Annotated in this window: 19 protein-coding genes and 1 tRNA gene; 10 read left to right on the top strand and 10 right to left on the bottom strand. The window is 39.1% G+C overall.

Features of this window, described 5'->3' with window-relative positions:
* Positions 1-9: 9 nt before the first annotated feature.
* The 4 genes from L3V46_RS05935 to L3V46_RS05920 form a co-directional block, all read right to left on the bottom strand.
* A complete protein-coding gene (locus L3V46_RS05935; RefSeq protein WP_239046754.1) occupies positions 10-1,536 on the bottom strand; it encodes an NAD(P)/FAD-dependent oxidoreductase in 1,527 nt (508 codons plus the stop codon).
* A gap of 293 nt (positions 1,537-1,829) precedes the next feature.
* On the bottom strand, positions 1,830-2,675 hold the full coding sequence (locus tag L3V46_RS05930; protein ID WP_239045190.1) for an SDR family NAD(P)-dependent oxidoreductase: 846 nt from the start codon (positions 2,673-2,675) through the stop codon (positions 1,830-1,832).
* A gap of 28 nt (positions 2,676-2,703) precedes the next feature.
* A complete protein-coding gene (locus L3V46_RS05925) occupies positions 2,704-3,657 on the bottom strand; it encodes a metal-dependent hydrolase (protein WP_034612487.1) in 954 nt (317 codons plus the stop codon).
* 376 nt (positions 3,658-4,033) lie between these two features.
* Positions 4,034-4,990 carry a metal-dependent hydrolase gene (locus L3V46_RS05920; protein ID WP_239045189.1) on the bottom strand — a complete coding sequence of 319 codons (957 nt, stop codon included), beginning with the start codon at positions 4,988-4,990 and terminating at the stop codon, positions 4,034-4,036.
* A 726-nt stretch (positions 4,991-5,716) separates the two neighbouring features.
* Here L3V46_RS05920 and L3V46_RS05915 point away from each other — a divergent pair.
* The 3 genes from L3V46_RS05915 to L3V46_RS05905 all read left to right on the top strand — a co-directional run bounded on the left by L3V46_RS05915 (position 5,717) and on the right by L3V46_RS05905 (position 9,287).
* Positions 5,717-6,226, top strand: coding sequence for a hypothetical protein (locus L3V46_RS05915; RefSeq protein WP_239045188.1), 510 nt, complete (start codon positions 5,717-5,719; stop codon positions 6,224-6,226).
* Positions 6,227-6,612: 386 nt separating this feature from the next.
* On the top strand, positions 6,613-8,238 hold the full coding sequence (locus L3V46_RS05910; protein ID WP_034612475.1) for an NAD+ synthase: 1,626 nt from the start codon (positions 6,613-6,615) through the stop codon (positions 8,236-8,238).
* Positions 8,239-8,243: 5 nt separating this feature from the next.
* A complete protein-coding gene (locus tag L3V46_RS05905; protein ID WP_239045187.1) occupies positions 8,244-9,287 on the top strand; it encodes a hypothetical protein in 1,044 nt (347 codons plus the stop codon).
* A 129-nt stretch (positions 9,288-9,416) separates the two neighbouring features.
* On the opposite strand, the gene L3V46_RS05900 is transcribed toward L3V46_RS05905, so the two are convergent.
* From L3V46_RS05900 to rlmE, 5 genes are all read right to left on the bottom strand, one after another.
* Positions 9,417-9,493: transfer RNA gene (locus tag L3V46_RS05900), tRNA-Met, on the bottom strand.
* Positions 9,494-9,714: 221 nt separating this feature from the next.
* The gene (locus L3V46_RS05895; RefSeq protein WP_004717317.1) at positions 9,715-10,029 is read right to left on the bottom strand and encodes a DUF5713 family protein; all 315 of its coding nucleotides are present in this window, start codon (positions 10,027-10,029) and stop codon (positions 9,715-9,717) included.
* A gap of 158 nt (positions 10,030-10,187) precedes the next feature.
* Positions 10,188-11,042: a dihydropteroate synthase gene (gene folP / locus L3V46_RS05890; protein WP_239045186.1), complete on the bottom strand. Its 855-nt coding sequence runs from the start codon at positions 11,040-11,042 to the stop codon at positions 10,188-10,190.
* 131 nt (positions 11,043-11,173) lie between these two features.
* Positions 11,174-13,063, bottom strand: a complete 1,890-nt coding sequence (gene ftsH, locus L3V46_RS05885; protein ID WP_004823226.1) for an ATP-dependent zinc metalloprotease FtsH — start codon at positions 13,061-13,063, stop codon at positions 11,174-11,176.
* Positions 13,064-13,242: 179 nt separating this feature from the next.
* Positions 13,243-13,893: a 23S rRNA (uridine(2552)-2'-O)-methyltransferase RlmE gene (gene rlmE / locus L3V46_RS05880; protein ID WP_004717323.1), complete on the bottom strand. Its 651-nt coding sequence runs from the start codon at positions 13,891-13,893 to the stop codon at positions 13,243-13,245.
* A 198-nt stretch (positions 13,894-14,091) separates the two neighbouring features.
* Here rlmE and yhbY point away from each other — a divergent pair, with 198 nt between their 5' ends.
* Positions 14,092-14,415, top strand: coding sequence for a ribosome assembly RNA-binding protein YhbY (gene yhbY, locus L3V46_RS05875; protein ID WP_004717326.1), 324 nt, complete (start codon positions 14,092-14,094; stop codon positions 14,413-14,415).
* A gap of 11 nt (positions 14,416-14,426) precedes the next feature.
* Positions 14,427-14,966, top strand: coding sequence for a DOMON-like domain-containing protein (locus L3V46_RS05870; protein WP_004717328.1), 540 nt, complete (start codon positions 14,427-14,429; stop codon positions 14,964-14,966).
* Between the two features lie 113 nt (positions 14,967-15,079).
* Here L3V46_RS05870 and L3V46_RS05865 read toward each other — a convergent pair whose 3' ends face one another.
* Entirely contained in the window at positions 15,080-15,544 is a 465-nt protein-coding gene (locus L3V46_RS05865) for a hypothetical protein (RefSeq protein WP_004823229.1), read from the bottom strand.
* A 319-nt stretch (positions 15,545-15,863) separates the two neighbouring features.
* Between L3V46_RS05865 and carA the strand changes: the two genes are divergently transcribed.
* From carA to L3V46_RS05840, 5 genes are all read left to right on the top strand, one after another.
* Positions 15,864-17,003: a glutamine-hydrolyzing carbamoyl-phosphate synthase small subunit gene (gene carA / locus L3V46_RS05860; RefSeq protein ID WP_004823230.1), complete on the top strand. Its 1,140-nt coding sequence runs from the start codon at positions 15,864-15,866 to the stop codon at positions 17,001-17,003.
* A gap of 14 nt (positions 17,004-17,017) precedes the next feature.
* Positions 17,018-20,251, top strand: coding sequence for a carbamoyl-phosphate synthase large subunit (gene carB / locus L3V46_RS05855; RefSeq protein WP_004823231.1), 3,234 nt, complete (start codon positions 17,018-17,020; stop codon positions 20,249-20,251).
* A gap of 93 nt (positions 20,252-20,344) precedes the next feature.
* Positions 20,345-20,821 (top strand): transcription elongation factor GreA, encoded by a 477-nt coding sequence (greA, locus tag L3V46_RS05850; RefSeq protein WP_004717337.1) that lies wholly within the window; start codon positions 20,345-20,347, stop codon positions 20,819-20,821.
* A 450-nt stretch (positions 20,822-21,271) separates the two neighbouring features.
* Positions 21,272-22,156 carry a class I SAM-dependent methyltransferase gene (locus L3V46_RS05845; RefSeq protein WP_239045185.1) on the top strand — a complete coding sequence of 295 codons (885 nt, stop codon included), beginning with the start codon at positions 21,272-21,274 and terminating at the stop codon, positions 22,154-22,156.
* 145 nt (positions 22,157-22,301) lie between these two features.
* The gene (locus L3V46_RS05840) at positions 22,302-22,925 is read left to right on the top strand and encodes a CatB-related O-acetyltransferase (RefSeq protein WP_209827299.1); all 624 of its coding nucleotides are present in this window, start codon (positions 22,302-22,304) and stop codon (positions 22,923-22,925) included.
* Positions 22,926-22,993 lie beyond the last annotated feature (68 nt).

Here is a 22,993-nt window from a genome sequence, read left to right as displayed (position 1 = left end):
ATGATAATCTTATTTTTTACTCACGCTATAATGGTTTAAATCTAGTTGTTTTAATTGATTACGTAATTGTTGCAATGACCATGGCCATGCTGCAAAGTTACGACCATTTTCATCCAGATAATAAGACTTACACCCACCCGCATTAAATACAGTGGTTTTTAAATGTTTTTGCAGACGTTTGTTATGCTGGGCAAGCACATCCGCTTTGATTTCAAAGCGAGTGAATTTTTGCTCACGCATTTTTAGCAAGCCATCAACAATATAGCCGACTTGTGCTTCTGCGATACCAATAAATGAATCATAGACCAGAATGTTTGGACCGAGGACCAAGAACGCATTCGGCACATGTTCAATACTGGCGCCCAAATATGCTTCAGGTGAACTATTTTTCCAACGCTCGGCAAGGACTTGACCATTGCTATCATAAACCCTTTTACCAATCGGAGGATGTGAAACTTCAAAGCCTGTTCCCCAAATAATCACATCCACTTCATGACGTTCACCATTTGCTGCAACCACTGTATTTCCATCAATTTCAACCAAACCATGTGCAATCAGATTCACATTATCTTGTTGTAGTGCTGGATAATAATTGTTTGCAAACAATAAGCGCTTACATCCAATGGTAAAGTTCGGTGTTACTGCTTTACGCAAGGTTTCATCTTTAATTTGTAGTTTGAGTAATTGCTTACTTAGGAAATTCACGGGTTCCAATACTTTAGGATTACGCAATCCAAAGTTAATCCCATTTAAAATCTGTGCAATGCTATTACGCCAAGTTTGTTGAATGATTGGGAAACGAGAAATGATCCCTTTAGCCGTTTCATTTAACTCCATATCCGCCTTGGGTAGTACCCACGGTGCTGTACGCTGGAATACGATCAGCTGTTTCGCTAAAGGTTGTACTTGTGGGATAAACTGAATTGCAGAAGCCCCTGTACCAATCACTGCAACACGCTTACCCGTTAAATCATAATCATGATTCCAACGTGCTGAATGGAACATTTCACCTTTAAAACTTTCAATTCCTTTTAATTTCGGCAAAGCAGGCTCAGTAATCGGTCCTGTCGTAAAGATCACCGTCTTGGCTTGATATTGACCTTTTGATGTTTCTAAGTGCCACATATGTTGTGCCTCATCCCATTTGGCACTGATTAATTCATTATTAAATTCAATTTTCTCACCAAGGTCATATTTTTCCACCACTTCCTCTAAATAGCTTAGAATTTCTGGCTGCTTGGCAAATAAATGACTCCACTTATGGCTTGGTGAGAAAGAAAATGAATAAAGTGCTGAGGGTACATCACAACCGCAGCCCGGATAATTATTGTCGCGCCATGTTCCTCCCACACGACTGGCTTTTTCAAGGACCACATAATCGTTATAGCCTGCTTGATTCATTTTATAAGCAGCAGCAATCCCTGAAATACCCGCACCAACCACAATGGTGTCATAGATGTGCACAGCTTCTTTGTGCTGAGTCTTTGGCGCTTTTTCTTCAGCCGATTGTTCAAGCTTTTTAGATTGAGCGCTTATTTGTGTTTCAACTTTTACCTCAGCCTTATTTTTAGCTTTAGCTGGAGTTTGGATTTCAGCTTTAGGGTGATTTGCTTTCGCTGGCTTTGTAACAGTCTTTGCCTCAACTTGCTTATCTACAAGCACTTTTTCTTTAAGCTGTTTTGCTTCAAGCGATTTGTCTTGTACAGTATTCTGTTGAGTCACCTGTTTAATGTCTTCGACTGTAGTTTGGGTTGAGTTTTGCTCTACGCTTTTCTCTTTAGGCAGCGTAGCTAAAGTTGTTTCTGTTGTCATCTTGATCTACTCGCAGCTTATTTGATGTATTTGTTAAATAATGGATATCCGATACCTAGCGCTTTGGCATATAAGGTGGGTGATACACGTTTTAATATCCAAAACAGTTTTGCATCTGGCTGAGGAATTGTGTACAGCTTGCCTGCATCCAAGTTATTTAAGGTTTTAATCACCACCTGATCACTGGTGGTAAATGCATGATTCATCAATAAATCATCTGCTAAACCCGCATAATGACCAGGCAAACGACCATTTTTCATAATATTTGTAGGCACTAATGTTGGACACAGCACATTCACTCGAATGTTGTCACCGCGAAGCTCTGCTGAAAGGGTTTCTGACAATGCCAATACACTGGATTTGGTCACGTTATAAGCGGTCATTTCGGGAGCTGCTGTATAGCCCGCAGCTGAAGCAACATTGATAATTGCCCCATAGCCTTGTTGCTTAAACTGAGGAACAAAATAATGACAACCATGAATAACCCCCCAGAGGTTGACATGCATACACCATTGCCAATCGTCCAGTGAAACTTCATCAAACTTACCGCCCAGACCCACACCCGCATTATTAATGATCAAGCTTACAGGATGATTCATTAATTTTTCGGCTTGTTCTGAAAGTGCTTTTACTTGCTCTTTCACACCCACATCACATTGCACAGCAAATGCTTTAGCTGAAGTTTGTGATTCAATCAAACTGACCGTTTCTTTGGCTGCATCCAGATTTATGTCAGCACAAACAATTGTTCCTCCGCGTTTTGCAAGTTCCATTGCAAAACTACGTCCAATGCCACTGCCTGCGCCAGTCACAACCGCATAAGCATTTTGGCTCGGCTTAACTTTTTTAGAAAAAATACCCATAAACTTTAAATCCATCTCTTTTAGGTTTTTATGAACGCAATGCAGGATAAAATTCTTTCGTCAAATATGGCGTAAGAAGACCTGTCTTTGGATTCAGCAGTTTCTCTTTGTAATAGTCCAAAAATTCAGATGTATCATGATCATTTGGATGAAAATCGGGACGCAGATAATCAAAAATATGTTTAAAGCTGCTGCCGTAAACACCATCTTTTAAGCCAAAGATCAGGCGAAAATTATATGGAATCTCCTTCCAATAACGTAAGCTAATCAGGTTCTTCGGATTGCGATAGAAAGGCACTAAAAATGATGCAGCTGAAATCAGCACCAAAATCGTGATCAATGCGGGAAAGAATCCAGCAATACGTAATAAATAGTTATTGGATAATTCTTGAAACACATCGAAAGCAATATCCTTATGCTCCGATTCTTCAAGCATATGCCACATCCAGATTGCCCGTTGTTTTTCATCTTGCGAACGGAAGAACACTTCTTCATGATTCATCATGTATTCTGCAAGTACCGCAGTAAAATGTTCAATACCAGCCATCAATGACAATTTCATCGGTTGTGGAAGACGCTCAAACCCATATTCAAATGCCCAACCAGCCCAAGTACGAAACAGTTTTACTGGCAAATCACGAATTAAATAGGCGTCATTTAACTCTTCATGCATTTTTGAATGAATCGCCTCTTGACCAATCAATGAGGTGACACGTTGCTTTAATAATGGATCGGTAATGAAATCACGATGATAACGAGCAGTATCAATCACAAGATCTTCACCACGAGTTAAGAAAATCGACAATGACGCAAAATATGCACTTGCCAATTCTGCATCCATATAAAATCGGTGATCTACTTGCTCTGGGTCAAAATCAAACTTCATATGTCGAATTGGAATAATCGGCGTTTGATTTTCCAGACTGAATGGCGCCGCAGCAAAAACTTTAGCAACGGCTTTCTTAATTGGCTTAGCGAACATAGCTGGTACTCTTTATTCATTTAATATGGCAATCCATTTCATCGTGTTAACGCTGATGAGCCACAGATCGCCTTTTGAGTAAAAACTCTACTTTGATGGCTAAAAATTACGACATGCTTTGTCAATTACCATTGGCACATGCATTCATTCGGTTTGCAAATTATGACAACCTTATATAATTGTCAGACAATCACTTTGAGGAGTTGCCTCCACTGATAAAGAATGTCCCTTAAAAACAATTTTTATAAAGTGCTTGGTTAAAATCACAGCTTTTAAAAAAAGCTTTTCCTTCAAAAATTGATGGAAAAGCTCAGTATCGATCTACAGCATCGTTTTTATATTGAATAGAAAATTTGAATGCTAAGATTGAATAAAATTACATCCGTAAAGCAGGGGTAAACTGTTTAACAAAATAAGGGGTGAGTGTGCCTGTTTCAGGATCAAGTAATTCTTTTTTGAAATAGTCTAAAAGCTCAGTTGTATCATGATCATTAGGATGAAAGTCTGGGCGCAAATAATCAAAAATATGGCCTAAACTGCTACCAAAAACACCATTGTCTCGACTAAATAATAAATCCCAACTGCCCTTTGCCTCTTTCCAAAAACTTAGACTAAAGCTATTCATTGGACGTCGTAAAAATGGCAACATCAATGCGCCAGCACCCACGCCTAGCCCCAAAGTAATCAACGCAATAAAGAATCCTGAAATTCGTAATGGATAATTTGCAGAAAGCACTTGATAAGTATCATAAGCAATATCTTTATGCTCAGACTCTTCCAGCATATGCCATAACCATAAAGCACGTGTTTTTTCATCAAGAGAATGATTAAAGATGTCTTGATGCGTCATGGCATATTGAGCAAAGACAGCGGTGAAATGCTCAATCCCAGCCATCATTGAAAGCTTTAAAGGTTGTGGGAATTTTAAAAAAGTATGATTAAAAACCTGTTCTGCTAAAAACCGATACAACTGCACAGGCAAATTATTTGGAATCATGGTTTCATTGTATTCTTCATGGACTTTGGAGTGAATTGCCTCTTGTCCAATCAAACTGGTTAGACGCTGTTTTAAAATTGGGTCTTGTATTTGATCACGATGATGTCGTGCGGTTTCGATCACCAACTCTTCACCATAGGTTAAAAAAATTGACAGTGCGGCAAAATAAGCAGTCGCCCACTCTTTTTGCATAAAAAATTTAACATCCAACTCATCTGGACTAAATTTAAAATTGAAGTGACGAATCGGGATATTCGCAATCTGATCTTTTAAATTAGGCAATCGACTTGGAAAAGCTTTTGCAAACACTTTTTTGACAGGCTTAGCAAGTAACATATGAAGCACCTATTGTTTATTTAGGGATCAAGGATTTGACTGAAAACCAGTCCAAATTCACATTTCAAGTAAAAAATCCTATTTATGTTGGAAAATTAAGTCATCTGGATTCAAATACCACTGACATTTCAGGTCAATCCATTGGCAATTTATGACTATTCAATAAAGTGTCTGACAAATAAGCGCTGAGCTTGCCTCTACTGATAAATAATGACCTTTGCGGACAAGTCATTAGCTTTGGCTTACTTAAATCATGATTTAATTTTTGGGTGTACCGAACCCTAACTACGGATACGCTACATAACTGAAATCAGGCAACAAGAAAAGTTTCATGTCAGCATATATATAGGGTCTGTTGACATTTCATAAATGGCTTGCGTTGTAGGCTAAAATTGAGCAGGCAAGGCATGAAACGAAGTGAATAGCGAGACTATTTTCGAGTTTCATAACGCAGACTGAGATAATTTTAGCCACAACCCTTCGGGACTAGAGTGTTTTTTGCTGCTACATCGTTACGAACTATTTATTTAGAATGACTAAATTTCATATTTCGTGCCTTGTATCATCTAAAAATCACTCATAGTCGCAAACGTAGACGAATTGTCAACAGACCCTAATAGACAGCTTTTTTAATCGTGGTGTATCTGAGTCACAGTTAATCTTTGGGTCAAACTGAATCAGTGCTAAACTTATGGATGTACTTTTTACACAGCACAAAATAAAACAATGTTCAATTTCATTTGGCGCTTTGTACAACTTCTTCGATTGGATCAATTCAAATATCGTAAATTGACAGATGGCGAAATTCGTATTAGCCAAAGTGTATTTGGAGATTTAATTGATTACAGCCAAGTCAAGGTGATGAATCATCCTTATTTACCGTGGCAGCCTGTTGGTATTTTGATGGCGCCCAATGGTTATATCCACTTAAAAGATGCAGACTATTGTGAAGACTTTTCCTGTATGAGCTTGGGTTACCAAGCTGTTTTTATTCATGAAATGGCCCATGTTTATCAATATCAGCGTCATGAAAATGTATTACTTAAGGGGGCGATTTTACAGTCCGCACTTTACCTGAGTTTGGGTAAATATAACCCTTATCGCTACACCCTCATTCAAGGAAAAGCTTATTTCGATTACAATATTGAGCAACAAGGTGATATCGCCAAAGATATTTATTTAAATCGAATTGAAAATATTATTCTGGATAAAAATGCAGTCAATCCTTCTATTTAAGTGCTTTGTTTTGATGCTAATTTATACAAATTAAGTGATACATTTCACAAAAAATATTTAAAGCTGATCTTTTCCAATATAAAATCCAAAAAATAATGAAAAATCACTAGTTTCTATAAAAAAAATACACTAAATTCATGAGGTCATTGATGGTGTACTGAATAAACTTAATGAATCACTAGCTTCTGACGTTTTTTTAGTTAAAATACTCAATGTCTGAAATTTTTGCCTTGCAAGAAAATAAAGATTTTTGATGATTTTTAATGATTTTATAGTTTCGCCCTTTGGCAATTTCTGTGATATCTATATACATATGTTGAATAACTACATTTTAAAAATCAACAATTTGTATATAAATTACCCTATTGGAATAGGATTTGGTTTAAATGAAAAGTTTTAAAATTGCTCTCGCGCAATTCTCTCCATTCATTGGTGATATTGAGTCGAACGTTCAAAAAATGATTGAACAAGCCAATGATGCAAAAAAACAGAATGCTGAAATTGTTGTTTTCCCTGAACTTTCTATAATCGGTTACCCTGCCGAAGATTTGCTTTTACGCCCAAGCCTAGCAAAGCGTACTGCACAAGCTTTCGAGAAACTGTCTACTGTTAAAGACATCGTGATGGTATTTGGTTTTGCCAATCTTACTGACGATGGTCAACGCTACAATGCTGCTGCGGTGATGAAAGATGGACAAGTTCTAGGGGTTTACAACAAACAAAATCTTCCTAATTACAGCGTTTTTGATGAAAAGCGTTATTTTAATGAAGGACATCAACATCTTGTATTTGAGTACTTAGGTCATAAGTTCGGGGTACTGATTTGCGAAGATGTATGGTCTTTAAATACAGTTCAACAGCTTGCTCAACTCAATGTGGAAAGTGTTTTGGTCTTGAATGCTTCACCTTATGAAGTCGGCAAACCGCAACATCGTATTGAAACATTAAAAGAGTTGGCAAAACAGCTCCATCTCAATGTGGTTTATATCAACCAAGTGGGCGGTCAAGATGATCTCATTTTTGATGGGACCAGTTTTGTCATTAACCATTCAGGTGAAGTTGCGTTACAAGCACCAAGCTTTAAAGAAGATCTCTACTTTGCTAACTACCAAATAGAAAACAAAGCCTATCAAGTGGTTGAAGCTGCACCAGCATTAAACACTATGGCTGAGATCTATCAAGCGTTGGTTTTAGCAACACGCGACTATGTACAACGCTCTGGTTTCCCTGGTGTGATTTTAGGACTATCAGGCGGTATCGACTCAGCTTTAACCTTGGCAATTGCAGTTGATGCGATTGGCGCAGATAAAGTTCAAGCCGTGATGATGCCTTATACCTACACATCACAAATTAGTGTGGAAGACGCCACAGAACAAGCAAAACGTATGGGTGTTACTTTTGGTATTGCCGAAATTCATCCTATCGTAAATAGCTTTATGCAGACCTTATTCCCATTCTTTGGTAACTCACCTGCGGATACAACTGAAGAAAACCTTCAAGCGCGTGCACGTGGTACATTACTTATGGGCTTATCCAATAAGTTTGGTAACCTTGTGCTTGCAACAGGCAATAAGTCTGAGCTTTCTGTCGGTTACTGCACACTGTATGGCGATATGGTAGGTGGTTTTGCTGTACTCAAAGATGTTTATAAAACCATTGTTTTTGAATTGGCTAAGTACCGTAACAGTATTTCTGAAACGCCGGTGATTCCTGAACGGGTTATTTCTCGTCCACCATCAGCAGAACTTCGTCCTGATCAAAAAGACCAAGACTCTTTACCTGCTTATGATGTACTTGATGCCATTCTATATGCATACATTGAGGAAGAACAAAGCCAAGAAGACATCATTGCCAAAGGTTTTGAACGTGCAATCGTGGAAAAAGTCATTCAGCTTGTCGACCGCAATGAATACAAACGTCGTCAAGGTTCAATTGGACCACGTATCAGCTCACGCGCATTTAGCCGTGAACGCCGTTATCCGATTGTAAATGGCTGGAAAGCAGGTGTATAAGCCTCGTGAATGTGAATAATTCACCTCCACCTTCGAGCTTTGCTCAGGAACTTGCTCAAGCACTCTTGCTTGAGCAAGTTCGCTTTATTAAAAAACAACTTTTAGATCAAAAAAATCCGCAATTTATTCAAAATTTTATTTCCCAAACCTATCAAAATGCAGACAAAATCCTTTTAAAAAATGTGATTCAGCTTGAGCAACTGCAGTCTGTGGTGCAAAAATATGCTTTTGAATTGAATTTAGGCGCAGATATTCTTGAATTTATCGGTGTCGTCGCTCAAAAAATTCATCAATATGCCATTCATAGTCAAACCATTTTCAATGATCTACTCTCAGATGAGTCTTTTGAACTGTGGATGTTTAAAATCTTAGAATTAGAACAATTAAGAGACTATATTCAAGAAAACTTACAGCACAACCCGCAGATTCAACAGGTTAGCCTACAGCTTGCCAACCAGATTTTAGAAAGCAACACCCCTTGGCTCAACCAGCTGCGTCAATACACCGTTAAACACAACCGTATTGGCGCGAAAGTCATTAGCTTTATTCAAGATCAGCAACACAATATTGAGCTTAAATTAGAACAGCAACTTGCAACTGCTATCCGTAGCCAACTCAGCAATATCATTCTACTGCCTAATGAAGACCTAGCAGATATCGCTACACATGTTTGGCATGAAGTTAAGCAACGCTCATTAAAAGAGGCTTTCTCTCAAGTTCAATCGATTGATTTTGAAGAATTCTTTATTCTTGTTTATGAAACTTGGAAAGAATTACGTCAAACAGAATATATGCAACAGGTTATTTTAAATGTTGTCGAAGCATTTTATGAATACTTTGGCGAATATAGCTTACAAGAATTACTACACTCGGTTGGGTTAGATCAAAACGATTTATTTATCGAAGCAGATCGCTTTATTCCACATACACTAGGTGCTTTAGATCAGCATGGCTTATTGGATGAGATCATTCAATCCTTGATTGCGCCATTCTACCTTGACACGCAAACACAAAGATTTATAGAAAATTATTTAGCAGAAAAAGCTTAATCAAATATTCAACTGGATTTTTTCAGTATTCTAAATATTCATAGCACGATGATAATTTTTATCTGTATCTAGTGATCTTTTGATGATGCACAAAAAAAGAGACCATGCAGTGAGCATGGTCTATAAAAATGGTGGCTATGACGGGACTTGAACCTGTGACCCCCGCATTATGAGTGCGGTGCTCTAACCAACTGAGCTACATAGCCATAAACTGTGTGCGCATTATCTAAAGTTATCTACCCTACGTCAAGCATTCAAACACACCAATGCTCATACTTTAAGCAATTGATATTTAAATGTTTAAATTTAATACATATTTATGTTTTTATCGAAAAAATCAGCTTAATAAGCAGCATAAATAAGTAAGGAATTAATTTCTCTCCCCCTATTTATCTCTAAAAATCGATAGCAAAAAAAAGAGAGTGGCTTACCACTCTCTATTTGCAACAAGTTCTTCCATTTCAATATCGAGATACCCTTGGTCTTGTACCACCATCATCATTGCTTCAGCAATATAATCAGCTGCAGTACCATCCAAAGAAGAATCAAGATCCTCAAACTGTGGCTTCATTTCATTAATTTCAGTCACAGTCAGTTTTGCCATAGAATAAATTTCTGCATCACTAAAGCTGGTTTTTGCCACTTTTTTAGCAAAATTTTCAATAAGTTGCTTAACCTCAGCAACTAGAATATCTGGATAATATTCATCATCGAACATTGGGAGAAGTAGATCGTTAAACATTGCAACCTAAAATAAAACAGCAATTCACGCGCTTATATAACACAAACCATACAATTCACCAAATTGATCGGGCAATTTAACTGATTAATTTTTCAGATGTAGATGATCAAAATTTTAAAAAAGATCAAACAATATCAGGGACTATTGATCATTCATCATTAAATTGCAGAGCGCATGGCTTGCCATACTTTAATTGCATCCGACATTGCTTTTACATCATGTGCACGCACCATACACGCGCCTTGTTGAATACTGAGCAAGTGTGCAGCAACACTACCTACAGCACGATGATTGGCATCTGCACCATCTAAAGCTTCACCAATGAAGCGCTTACGAGATAAGGCTGATAAAATTGGATAACCCATGTTGTTCAGTTGATAAAACTCATTGAGAAGCTTTAAATTTTGTTGTGCATTTTTAGCAAAACCAAAACCAGGATCTATCATAATATTTTTAGGCTGAATTCCTGCCTGCAGTGCATCATCTACGCGTTGCTGTAATTCAGCAATTACCTCTTGAATAACATCTTCATATTGGTCAAGATGATTCATTGTGGTTGGCTCGCCTCGCATATGCATAATAATCACAGGAATATTAAGCTCTGCAGCAGTCTCTAAGGCATGTGGACGAGTTAAGGCACGGACATCGTTCCAAATATGTGCACCAGCTTTAACCGCCTCACGAATGACTTCAGGCTGTGAGGTATCTATTGAAATAATGACCTCCAATTTGGCTAATTCAGCAACCACAGGAACAACACGACGTATTTCTTCGGCAATCTCGACTACAGATGCACCCGGACGTGTAGATTCACCGCCAACATCAATCACTGTCGCACCATCAGCCATCATTTGCTTGGCATAAGCAACAGCTTGATCTTTTTGATCATGCTTCCCACCATCGCTAAATGAATCTGGAGTGACATTCAAGATACCCATGACATGTGCTTGCGATAAATCCAGACTCAAACGCCCACATTGCAAAATTTGCTTGGGTAGTGGCATCAGTTGCATGTCAATTCTCCGTATTCAATTCAGGCTAGTTTAACAATTCAAATCAGTAGCACAGTGATTTTTTTTCATCTGTGAATTTTTTCGTATAAAAAAAGAGCCTCGATTGAGGCTCTTGTTTATTCACTGACTGATCAGGTCGCTGGTAATGGTGGTGGTGTTGATGGACCATCTGTAGGTGTTACATCAAGCACTGGATTTTCAGCCACATAAACCTTAGGTGGCTGAGGATCACGACCTTCCATGATGTCACGGATTTGATCACGATCAATCGTTTCCCACTCCATCAAGGCTTTTACCATTGCATGCGCAATATCTTTGTTATTTTCAAGGATATCACGCGCAACACGATACTGTTCATCTAGGATACGACGTACTTCTTGATCAACCTGTTGTTGTGTTGCTTCAGAAATCGTACGGCTACCGACATTTCCGAAGAAACCATTTTGGTTTTCATCTTCATAGACCATCACGCCCATTTTGTCTGACATACCGTACTTGGTCACCATTGCGCGTGCCATTTTGGTTGCACGTTCAAAGTCGTTAGAAGCACCCGTTGACATTTGATCAATGAAAACTTCTTCTGCAATACGACCACCGAATAAGATTGAAAGTTCATTCAACATCTTAGACTTGTAATGGCTGGTTTGATCATGTTCTGGCAACTGCCAAGTTACACCCAAAGCCCAACCACGTGGCATAATTGTTACTTTATGCACAGGGTCAGTCCCTGGAAGAATTTCTGCAACAATGGCATGGCCTGCTTCATGATAAGCAGTCGCGCGACGTTCTTCTTCACGAATCACCATCGACTTACGTTCAGGGCCCATGTAGATCTTATCTTTTGCATCTTCAAAGTCATGCATATCGACGGTGTTCTTGTTACGACGAGCAGCAAACAATGCAGCTTCATTGACAAGATTCGCCAATTGCGCACCAGAGAAACCAGGTGTACCACGTGCCAATACTTTAAGATCAACACCTGTTACCGAAGGAAGTTTCTTCAAATGCACAGCCAAGATCTGTTCACGACCTTTAATATCTGGCAGACCCACCATCACTTGACGGTCGAAACGCCCCGGACGAAGTAATGCTTTATCCAGTACATCCGCACGGTTTGTTGCAGCAATGACGATAATCCCTTCATTCCCTTCGAAACCATCCATTTCAACAAGCATTTGGTTGAGTGTTTGTTCACGTTCATCGTGACCACCACCCGTACCTGAACCACGATGACGACCGACTGCATCAATCTCATCAATAAAGATGATACATGGTGCATGGCGTTTCGCCTGTTCGAACATGTCACGCACACGAGATGCACCCACACCAACGAACATTTCAACGAAGTCAGAACCTGAAATACTAAAGAATGGAACTTTGGCTTCACCAGCAATCGCTTTCGCAAGTAAAGTTTTACCTGTACCTGGAGGACCAACCATCAATACGCCTTTAGGAATTGTTGCACCTAAGCGTTTGAATTTTGCAGGGTCTTTCAAGAAATCAACGATTTCCACAACTTCTTGTTTTGCTTCATCACAACCAGCAACATCGGTAAAGGTCACTTTGATTTGGTCTTCTGAAAGCATTTTTGCTTTAGATTTACCAAAACTCATTGGACCATTTTTACCGCCTGCACCACCACCCATGTTACGCATAAAGAACATGAACAATAAAATAATTAAAAGCACAGGAAAGCTTGCGATGAGAAGTTGCATCAATAAACCTTGACGTTGAGGTGCAGTACCTTCAACTACAACGTTATTTTTGATGAGTGTAGGCATCAATTCAGGATCTTGAACTGCTGGGCGAATACTTTCAAAGTTCGAACCGTTCTTTTTTTCGCCGCTTATTCTTTCACCATCAATTGTGACTTTACTAATTTGACCAGCATTCACCGCTGTGACGAATTCTGAATAATTCATCGCAGAAGGCTTACTGCGGTCACTGAGATTGCTGAAGATTAAGATCAGCACACCCAGTATGACCAGCCACAATACGGCATTTTTGAAGTAATCGCTCAAAGCTTTATTCCCATATATAACTATTTTGATCAGGCTCAATCTTGCTTGATCGTAACAAAAAGCGAGTAATGAATTTCGCAATAAAGGTTAAAAAGGTACAAAATGCACAATTTTTAACAACTTGGCAAGCATTTGTTGGCAATTCATTACGAAGAATGAACATACATCAAAAACACCAGCTATTGCGAAACTTTTTTACGGCCCTGTCCAATTAAAAAAACTTCTTTTGAACGTGCACGTGAAGCAGCTGGTTTTGCTGTTTTTAACACATCAAAACTATCCACGACTTGCTTTCGGAACTCATCAAAACCAGTTCCTTGGAAAACTTTAACTAAAAACTGCCCTTTTGGTCCAAGAACCTTGTTGGCAAAATCTAATGCAAGTTCACACAAGTAAATCTGGCGAGGTTGATCTACAGCCCTATTACCTGATGTATTGGGGGCCATATCTGAAATTACAACGTCTACAGTGCGTCCATTTAAAATATTTAACAATTTTTCGAAAACTTCTTCTTCTCTAAAGTCACCTTGTAAGAAGGTAACATCAGGTAAAGCATCCATTTCTAAAATATCTGAAGCAATCACTAAACCTTTATCACCGACCAGTTTACCTGCGATTTGCGACCAACTTCCTGGTGCAGCCCCCAAGTCAACCACGGTCATCCCTGGTTTAATCATTTTGTGTTTTTCTTGAATTTCAAGAAGTTTATATGCAGCACGAGCGCGGTAACCTTCTTTTTGTGCTTTTTTCACAAAAGGGTCATCTAAATGCTCTCTCATCCACGCACGACTACTTTTGGATAACTTCTGGTTGGTAATGCGTGTAGCCATAACTCTCTTGATCTAAACCGATAACTAACTTCTGATTGTACGTGAAAAAAATTCTCATTGCAGTATTCATATTGATTTAAATCGACAGATATTGATATGTTTTTTTGAATAAGCTTCATCGATTATTTCTACAGAATTTACAGCGTAGTGATATGGCTTTTGTTATACTAAGTCGTTTCTAAAATTAGGTTATCTTTTATGGCGGCTCTATCTATCCAAGAACGTAAACGTTTACGTCAAATCGGACATGCGTTAAACCCTGTTGTAATGCTTGGCGATAAAGGCTTGACTGAAAGTGTCGTTGAAGAATTAAACCGTGCTTTAAATGATCACGAGTTAATTAAAGTCAAGGTTACAGGTGAAGACCGCGAAGCACGTGCTGCAACGATTACTGAAATTGCCAATGTCACTGGTGCGGAAGTTGTTCAAACAATTGGTAAAATTGCATTGCTTTATAAAAAAGCTGCGAAACAAAATCCAAAATTGTCTAATTTAGTTCGCCACGCTCATCTTTCAAATTAAGATTTATTTTCATGGCAAGTTTCGAACTGAATGCATTTGATCGTCGTTTTCAAAGTATCTCCCTAGTTGGTGCGATTGAACAAATTAGCCCATATACACTCAATGTCGGTTATTGGTTAAGAGATCCCAATCAATTCATAATTTATCCTGAACTGGTTACAGCAAATCCACGTCAGGATTTCCTTTGGGAAAATACCTGTTTTGAGATTTTTATTGGTGTGCAAGGTGAAGATTATTATCGTGAAATTAATCTATCCCCTTCTCAAGCTTGGCAAGCTTACCAATTTGAAGAATATCGTTATCCTGAAAATATGCCACCTGTCGCTGCTTATGACATTGAATTAAATCAGTTAAAGCGCACGCATTATGGATTAAATGTCAGCATAGATCTTAGCGAGTTCATGCTTGCCAATAAATTAAAATGGTCAGACTTATTTTTGGGTTTAAGCGCTGTTTTAAATACCACGCAAGGTCAACATTTCTTTGCCATGCAACACAGTGGCCAACAAGCCGACTTTCACAATAAACGTGATTGGTTACATACATTTTAAAATACGCTTATGTAAACTGTGCTTGAAAATAAAAAAGTGAGGCAACTAGCCTCACTTTTTTATTGCCATTTCTCTTAAAAATGGCCTTCCTCAAAACATAAGCTTTACATATCTTATTGTTTTGTAGTTACTTTATTCCAAACTTCTAAAGTATGATCTTTTGAACGCTTTAAAGTTTCAGTTAACTGTACTTTATGTTTGCTCGAAATTTGTGAAACATCTTCACGAATTTCTTTACCAACTTCAGTTAACTCTTTCACTAAAATGCTTAATTCTGCTTTTAAGAAATCAGCCAATTCAACCAAATCTTTTTGTGAAGTTGAAAATTGTGATTTGATCACATCAAGACGTTGTACCAAATCTTGTTTAAAGTTTTGTACTTGATCTTGAACTTGCTCAGTTAATTGCTCTGATTCTGCTTCAAGTTTAGTTTTAGTTTCGGTAACCGCTTCAGCAACTTTTTGCTGTGCTTCTTTACCTAACTTCTCTAAATTTTCTGTAGTTTCAGTCACAACTTCTTTCAAAGCCGCAGTCTCTTTTGTTACTTTATTTGTAACAGTTTCTTTAGATATAGTCATATTGATTCCCCCTGGAATGTGAGTCAATAAGATACATTGAAAGGATAAATTTTAGATTTTGATTTGTCTGACAATATTTAAATACTTACAATTTCAAACAATTCACTTTAAAAGCAGAATTAATGCTAAATAGCAAGGTATTTATCTTAGATTATCCCTCGAAATAAAATAGACTTTCGAGAGGCTCATGCGTATAATGCGCTGTTAAGTTACAAGCGAGCAGACAAGAGGAGGGTAGGATTTAGTAAGCCTTCCTTTTTTTTCGTCTACTCGCTTTTTTACAGCCCTATTTTTGTGGTTTTAGTTCAGGAGCTATGGTTTGAGCACCCCCGCCATTTTAGCCCTTGCTGACGGTACTGTTTTTAAAGGTACATCGATCGGCGCTACGGGAAGTACGACTGGTGAAGTCGTTTTTAACACTGCCATGACTGGTTATCAAGAAATTTTGACCGACCCTAGTTATGCACAGCAACTTGTAACTTTAACTTATCCTCATATCGGTAATACTGGTTGTAATGAAGAAGACGCTGAATCAGGTCGAATTCATAAAGTTTGGGCGAATGGTTTAATCATTCGTGACCTACCGTTATTACACAGCAATTTCCGAGCTACTCAGTCTCTTGGCGAATATTTACAACAACATAATGTCGTTGCCATTGCAGATATCGATACTCGTAAATTGACACGTATTTTACGTGACAAAGGCGCACAAAACGGATGCATTCTTGCCGGCGATAATATTACTGAAGAAGAAGCTATTGCAAAAGCACGTGCCTTTGGTGGTCTAGATGGTTTAGACCTTGCGAAAGAATGTTGTGACCCAGAAGGTTTTGAATGGACCGAAGGCTCATGGACATTGGGCCAAGGCTTTTCTCAACCAGAAGCAAAATTTCATGTTGTTGCATACGATTATGGTGTCAAAACCAACATCTTACGTATGCTTGCAGACCGCGGATGTAAATTAACTGTTGTTCCTGCACAAACACCTGCTGAAAAAGTATTGGCGTTAAATCCAGATGGCGTATTTTTGTCAAATGGACCTGGCGATCCAGCAGCATGTGATTATGCAATTGCAGCAGTAAAAACCATTGTTGAAACTACAAACCTACCTGTTTTCGGTATTTGTTTGGGTCATCAAATTCTAGCTTTAGCTTCTGGCGCTAGAACTGTGAAAATGCCACATGGTCACCACGGTGCAAACCATCCTGTACAGAACCTTGAAAATGGTACAGTGATGATTACTTCTCAAAACCATGGCTTCGCAGTAGATGCAGAAACTTTACCTGCAAACCTTAAAGCTACGCATAAATCTTTGTTCGATCAAACCCTACAAGGTATTCATCGTACAGATAAACCTGCGTTTAGCTTCCAAGGTCACCCTGAAGCAAGCCCTGGTCCACATGACTGTGCCCCATTGTTCGATCATTTCATCGAACTTATTGAAGCATCTAAGAAGTAATTAAGGAAGCGATCATGGCTAAACGTACAGACATTAAAAGCATCTTAATTATTGGTGCGGGTCCGATTGTCATCGGGCAAGCATGTGAGTTCGATTACTCAGGTGCGCAAGCATGTAAAGCCCTTCGTGAAGAAGGCTACCGTGTTATTTTGGTGAACTCTAACCCAGCCACCATTATGACTGACCCGACTATGGCAGATGCAACGTATATCGAACCGATTACGTGGCAAACTGTTGCACAAATCATTGAGAAAGAACGCCCAGATGCGGTTCTTCCGACAATGGGTGGTCAAACGGCATTAAACTGTGCATTGGCACTAGATGCTAACGGTATTTTAGAAAAATACAATGTTGAATTGATTGGTGCGACCAAAGAAGCCATCGAAAAAGCGGAAGATCGCAAACTTTTCGATATCGCAATGCGCAAAATTGGTTTGGAATGCCCACGTGCTGATGTTGCAGAAAGCATGGAACATGCGCTTGAAATTCAAGCCCGTTTCGGTTTCCCTGTGATTATCCGCCCATCATTTACGATGGGTGGTTCAGGTGGTGGTATCGCCTATAACAAAGAAGAATTCATTGAAATCTGTGAACGCGGTTTTGATCTTTCTCCAACCAAACAATTATTGATTGATGAATCATTAATTGGCTGGAAAGAATATGAAATGGAAGTTGTTCGTGATAAAAACGACAACTGTATCATTGTATGTACCATTGAAAACTTCGATCCAATGGGTGTGCATACAGGTGACTCCATTACTGTTGCACCTGCACAAACTCTGACAGATAAAGAGTTCCAATTACTGCGTAATGCTTCTTTAGCAGTGCTACGTGAAATTGGTGTAGAGACAGGCGGATCAAACGTTCAGTTCGGTATCAACCCGAAAGATGGCCGTATGGTTGTGATCGAGATGAACCCTCGTGTATCTCGTTCCTCTGCGCTTGCGTCTAAAGCAACAGGTTTCCCTATTGCCAAAATTGCAGCAAAACTTGCAGTGGGTTATACCCTTGATGAATTGAAAAATGACATCACTGGTGGAACAACGCCTGCGTCATTTGAACCTGCAATCGACTATGTGGTAACCAAGATTCCTCGCTTTAACTTCGAGAAATTCCCACAAGCTGATGCAACACTCACTACACAGATGAAATCTGTGGGTGAAGTCATGGCAATTGGTCGTAACTTCCAAGAATCAGTACAAAAGGCACTTCGTGGTCTTGAAGTCGGTGCTTGTGGTTTCGATGAGAAAATTGCGGTGGGTACTGAAGGCGCGAAAGATAAAATCTTGGTAGAGCTTAAAGTGCCAGGCCCTGAGCGTATTTGGTATGTTGCTGATGCATTCCGTCATGGCTTCACATTAGATGAAGTATTTGCTGCAACCAATATCGATCGTTGGTTCTTGATTCAAATCCAAGACATCATTCAGTCTGAAGAGCAAATCAAAACTTTAGGTTTTGGTGATTTGAACGCTGACAATATCCGTGCATTTAAACGTAAAGGTTTATCTGATTTACGTATTGCAGACTTGATGGGCATTTCGCAAAAGCAATTCCGTAAGCACCGTTGGAACTTGGGTGTATACCCTGTTTACAAACGTGTAGATACCTGTGCAGCTGAGTTCGAGTCAGATACTGCTTACATGTACTCAACTTATGATGACGAATGTGAGGCGAATCCATCTAACCGTGACAAGATCATGGTGATCGGTGGTGGTCCTAACCGTATTGGTCAAGGGATCGAGTTCGATTATTGCTGTGTTCACGCTGCCCTTGCAATGCGTGAAGATGGTTATGAAACCATTATGGTTAACTGTAACCCTGAAACGGTTTCAACTGACTATGACACATCTGATCGTTTGTACTTTGAACCGATCACTTTAGAAGACGTTTTAGAAATCGTACGTACAGAAAAACCAAAAGGTATTATCGTACAGTACGGCGGTCAAACACCTTTGAAATTGGCTCGTGCTTTAGAAGAAGCAGGCGCACCAATTATCGGTACGTCTCCAGATGCAATTGACCGTGCAGAAGATCGTGAACGTTTCCAACAGATGATTCAACGTTTGAATCTTCGTCAACCAAGCAACAGCATTGTTAAATCTGCTGAAGAAGGTATGGCTGAAGCATCTAAAGTGGGTTATCCGTTGGTTGTACGTCCATCTTATGTTCTTGGTGGTCGTGCGATGGAAATCGTATACAACGACGACGAACTTAAACGTTACTTGCGTGATGCTGTACAAGCGTCTAACGAAGCACCTGTACTGCTTGACCATTTCCTTGATGATGCAACAGAAGTCGATGTTGACTGTGTATCTGACGGCAAAGATGTGGTGATCGGCGGTATTATGCAGCATATCGAACAAGCGGGTATTCACTCTGGTGACTCAGCATGTTCAATTCCGCCTTACTCTCTTTCTACAGAGATTCAGGATGAAATGCGTCGTCAAACCGTTGCTATGGCGAAAGAGCTTGGTGTGATTGGCTTGATGAACGTACAGTTTGCTGTTAAAGGCAATGACGTTTATATTCTTGAAGTGAACCCACGTGCGTCTCGTACAGTACCGTTCGTTTCTAAATGTATCGGCGAATCATTAGCAAAAGTTGCAGCACGTTGTATGGCGGGTCAATCTTTAGAATCTCAAGGATTCACAAAAGAAATTATCCCAACGCATTTTGCTGTGAAAGAAGCAGTATTCCCGTTCAACAAATTCCCAGGTGTAGACCCGATCCTTGGACCAGAAATGAAATCTACTGGTGAAGTAATGGGTGTTGGTACAACTTTTGGTGAAGCTTTCTATAAAGCTGTGTTAGGCTCTAATGATCGCTTACCGGGTAAACCAACTGAAGGTGAAGTGAAGCACGTATTTATTTCAGTACGTCATTCAGATAAACCTCGTGCCGCGGGTATTGCGAAACAATTGGTGGATTTAGGCTTCAAAATTATCGCAACTGGCGGTACTTATGATGTCATTAAAGACGCTGGTATTGAATGTGAACGTGTGAATAAAGTAACAGAAGGTCGTCCAAATATTGTCGACCGCTTGAAAAATGGCGAGATTCACCTCATTATCAATACTACAGAAGGTAAACAAGCTCAGCAGGATTCATTCTCAATCCGTCGCTCTGCGCTTCAAGGTAAAGTGTATTACACAACAACCTTGAATGGTGCTGATGCTGTATGCCAAGCTTTAGCAATTAAATTGCCAATGGATGTATATCGCTTGCAAGATTTGCAAACACTAGGTTAATTCGTTTCCGATAAGTCCCGTCATCTTATCGGTGGCGGGCTTTTTTCATTTTATAAACCTGTATTTTTTAAAATACTGAACTGAGGGACAACAATGCAACGTTATCCTATGACTCCTGAAGGCAAGGTCGCCTTAGAGAAAGAATTGCAACAGCTAAAATCTGTTGATCGTCCACGTATTATTGCTGCAATTGCAGAAGCACGTGAACATGGGGATTTAAAAGAAAACGCAGAATACCATGCAGCCCGCGAGCAACAAGGTTTTTGTGAAGGTCGTATTCAAGACATCGAAGGTAAACTTGGTGCTTGCCAAGTCATTGATGTTAAAGGACTTGAACAAACTGGTCGTGTGGTTTTTGGTGTGACAGTAACCATTGAGAATTTGGATACTGAAGAAAAGAAAACCTATAAAATTGTAGGTGATGATGAAGCTGACTTTAAGATCAATAAGATCTCAGTGAACTCACCTATTGCGCGTGGTCTTCTTGGTAAGAATGAAGGCGACGAAGCCAAAATCACCACACCACAGGGTGAAGTGGAATATGAAGTGGTAAGTGTTGAATATATTTAACACATACTAGGGCTGATGATTCAGCCCTTTTTATTGGGCTAAAAATATAATATCAATAACAAAAAACGAATCACTTTTATATTCAGTCATCAATCATTGACTAAGACAAACAGACTCAAATATTTTTTGTCAAAAACTCAAGATATATAGTCAAACCACCTCATTATTCATACAAGTGAAGGGTGACTATAGATAAAAAAATTTAAAAACAGTCAGATCAGAATAATCCTACATTCACCCAGAAAATAACACTGCTCGCCTATCCATTGAATAAATATCAAACATCATCTATACATCGCTCAGATCTTGCGCCAAGCTAAATAAAATGCCTCAGCCATATAGATACCAAGAAAACTAGCAATTTTCACCAACTGCTCAAAGTAAATTGCCATTGTTAAATATTTTCTATGCATTACATTGAGGAAAAATTAAAATTCATTGAGGACGAGGATGAAAGCAGGACGAGCAAGTAAAACTGCTGAAGCGGCAGCAGCAATTAGGGCCAATCACCATTTAAATGCCAACGATCCCGTATTCTCTGACCCTTATGCATTTGAAATGACCAATTCACAATGGCGCTTACTTTTAAATAACGCCCTTCTACGTAAAGCGTTAAATTCCAATTTGATAAATCAAACTTTTGGTAAATTGACTGGACAAGTGGTTGGACGTTCTCGCTATACAGAAGATCTTTTAAAGCAAGCGATTGCACATGATCATATTCAACAGTATGTATTGGTTGGCGCTGGTCTAGACTCTTTTGTATTACGCTTGGCCCAACAATACACTCAACTCAAAATATTTGAAATTGATCATCCTGATACACAAAGAACCAAATTAGAAAAATTAAAAAAGCTCAGTAATACAGCTGAGCTCCCAAGCAATGTGGAATTTGTAGGGATTGATTTTGAAAAAGAAAAACTGTCTGATGCTTTGGCGCGTAGTGGATTTCAAAATACCCAAGCTGCATTTTTTTCATGGCTGGGCACAACCCATTATTTAACCCCACAAGCAACCCTAGCAACCTTACACAACATTGCAGCCTTTACTGGCAAAAATAGCCAAGTCGTGATGGATTATTCGATTGATTATAGAGCCTTACAAGGTATTGAGCGTTTGGGTAGCTTCGCAGTGTCACAGTTTACCCGTTTCTTAAAAGAGCCTTTGATTGGTGCGTTTTCTTCGCAAGCATTGCATCATGCAGTTGCAATGATGGGTTATCAGGTGGTTGAAGATTTATCAGGTAAAGACATTACCCATCGTTACTTTAACCATCGTGCTGATCATATTCGTCATACCCATGCCACGCATTTGATCCATTTAAAAATAGGTTAATACTTGAATACCAGCCAAGGCATCGCTGAAGAATTGATGTTTAAACCCAATGCACTGAATATTTTTTAATTGCTGATCAAGATCTAAGTTCAATCTAAGGTTACAATGCGCGCTCTAGCCTTTGCACTTAAGCTTTTGTACTCCCATGACTGACGCTATTCACTCCCCCGTAAAACACTGGTGCGAATTTGAGTTTATTTCTAAGACTGTGAAAAATCCCAATATTCATATTAAAGGAAATTATTCTTATTATTCGGCATATTGGGATCAGGGATTTGAACGTTGCGTGGTGCGTTATTTGCATGATAAGCCGTCAACTGTAGAGAAACCAATTGACCAATTATATATTGGTAACTTTGTTTGTTTTGGGGCGGAATGTGTAGTCATGATGGGTGGCAATCAATTACATCGCCCTGACTGGATCTCTACATTTCCTTTTGATACCCGTAGCTTTTTACCCGCTGGGGATACGGTGATTGGCGATGGCTGTTGGATTGGCAGTCGTGCCATGATTATGCAAGGGGTAACGCTAGGTGAAGGTGCCATCGTTGCTACAGGTGCAGTCGTCACTCAAGACGTGCCAGCGTATGCAATTGTCGGTGGTGTACCAGCAAAAATCATTAAATATCGGTTTTCTCAAGATCAGATTGAAAAATTACAGTCAGTTAAATTGTATGATTTAGATGAGAAGCAAATTCTAAAAATTCGAGAGCGATTACAAAGCGATGATATCAATCAATTGATTAAGTTTTTAAAAGCAGCAGAATAATTTCCTCGGTATTGGTTAATAATCACACAGAAAGCAAAAAGGGCTAAATATCAATTTAGCCCTTTTGC

Origin of the sequence: Acinetobacter sp. AG3, assembly GCF_022343575.1 — a bacterium.
Classification (GTDB): domain Bacteria; phylum Pseudomonadota; class Gammaproteobacteria; order Pseudomonadales; family Moraxellaceae; genus Acinetobacter; species Acinetobacter guillouiae.
The sequence above is the reverse complement of the archived record's forward strand: the minus strand, read 5'-3'. Positions and strand labels throughout refer to the sequence as shown.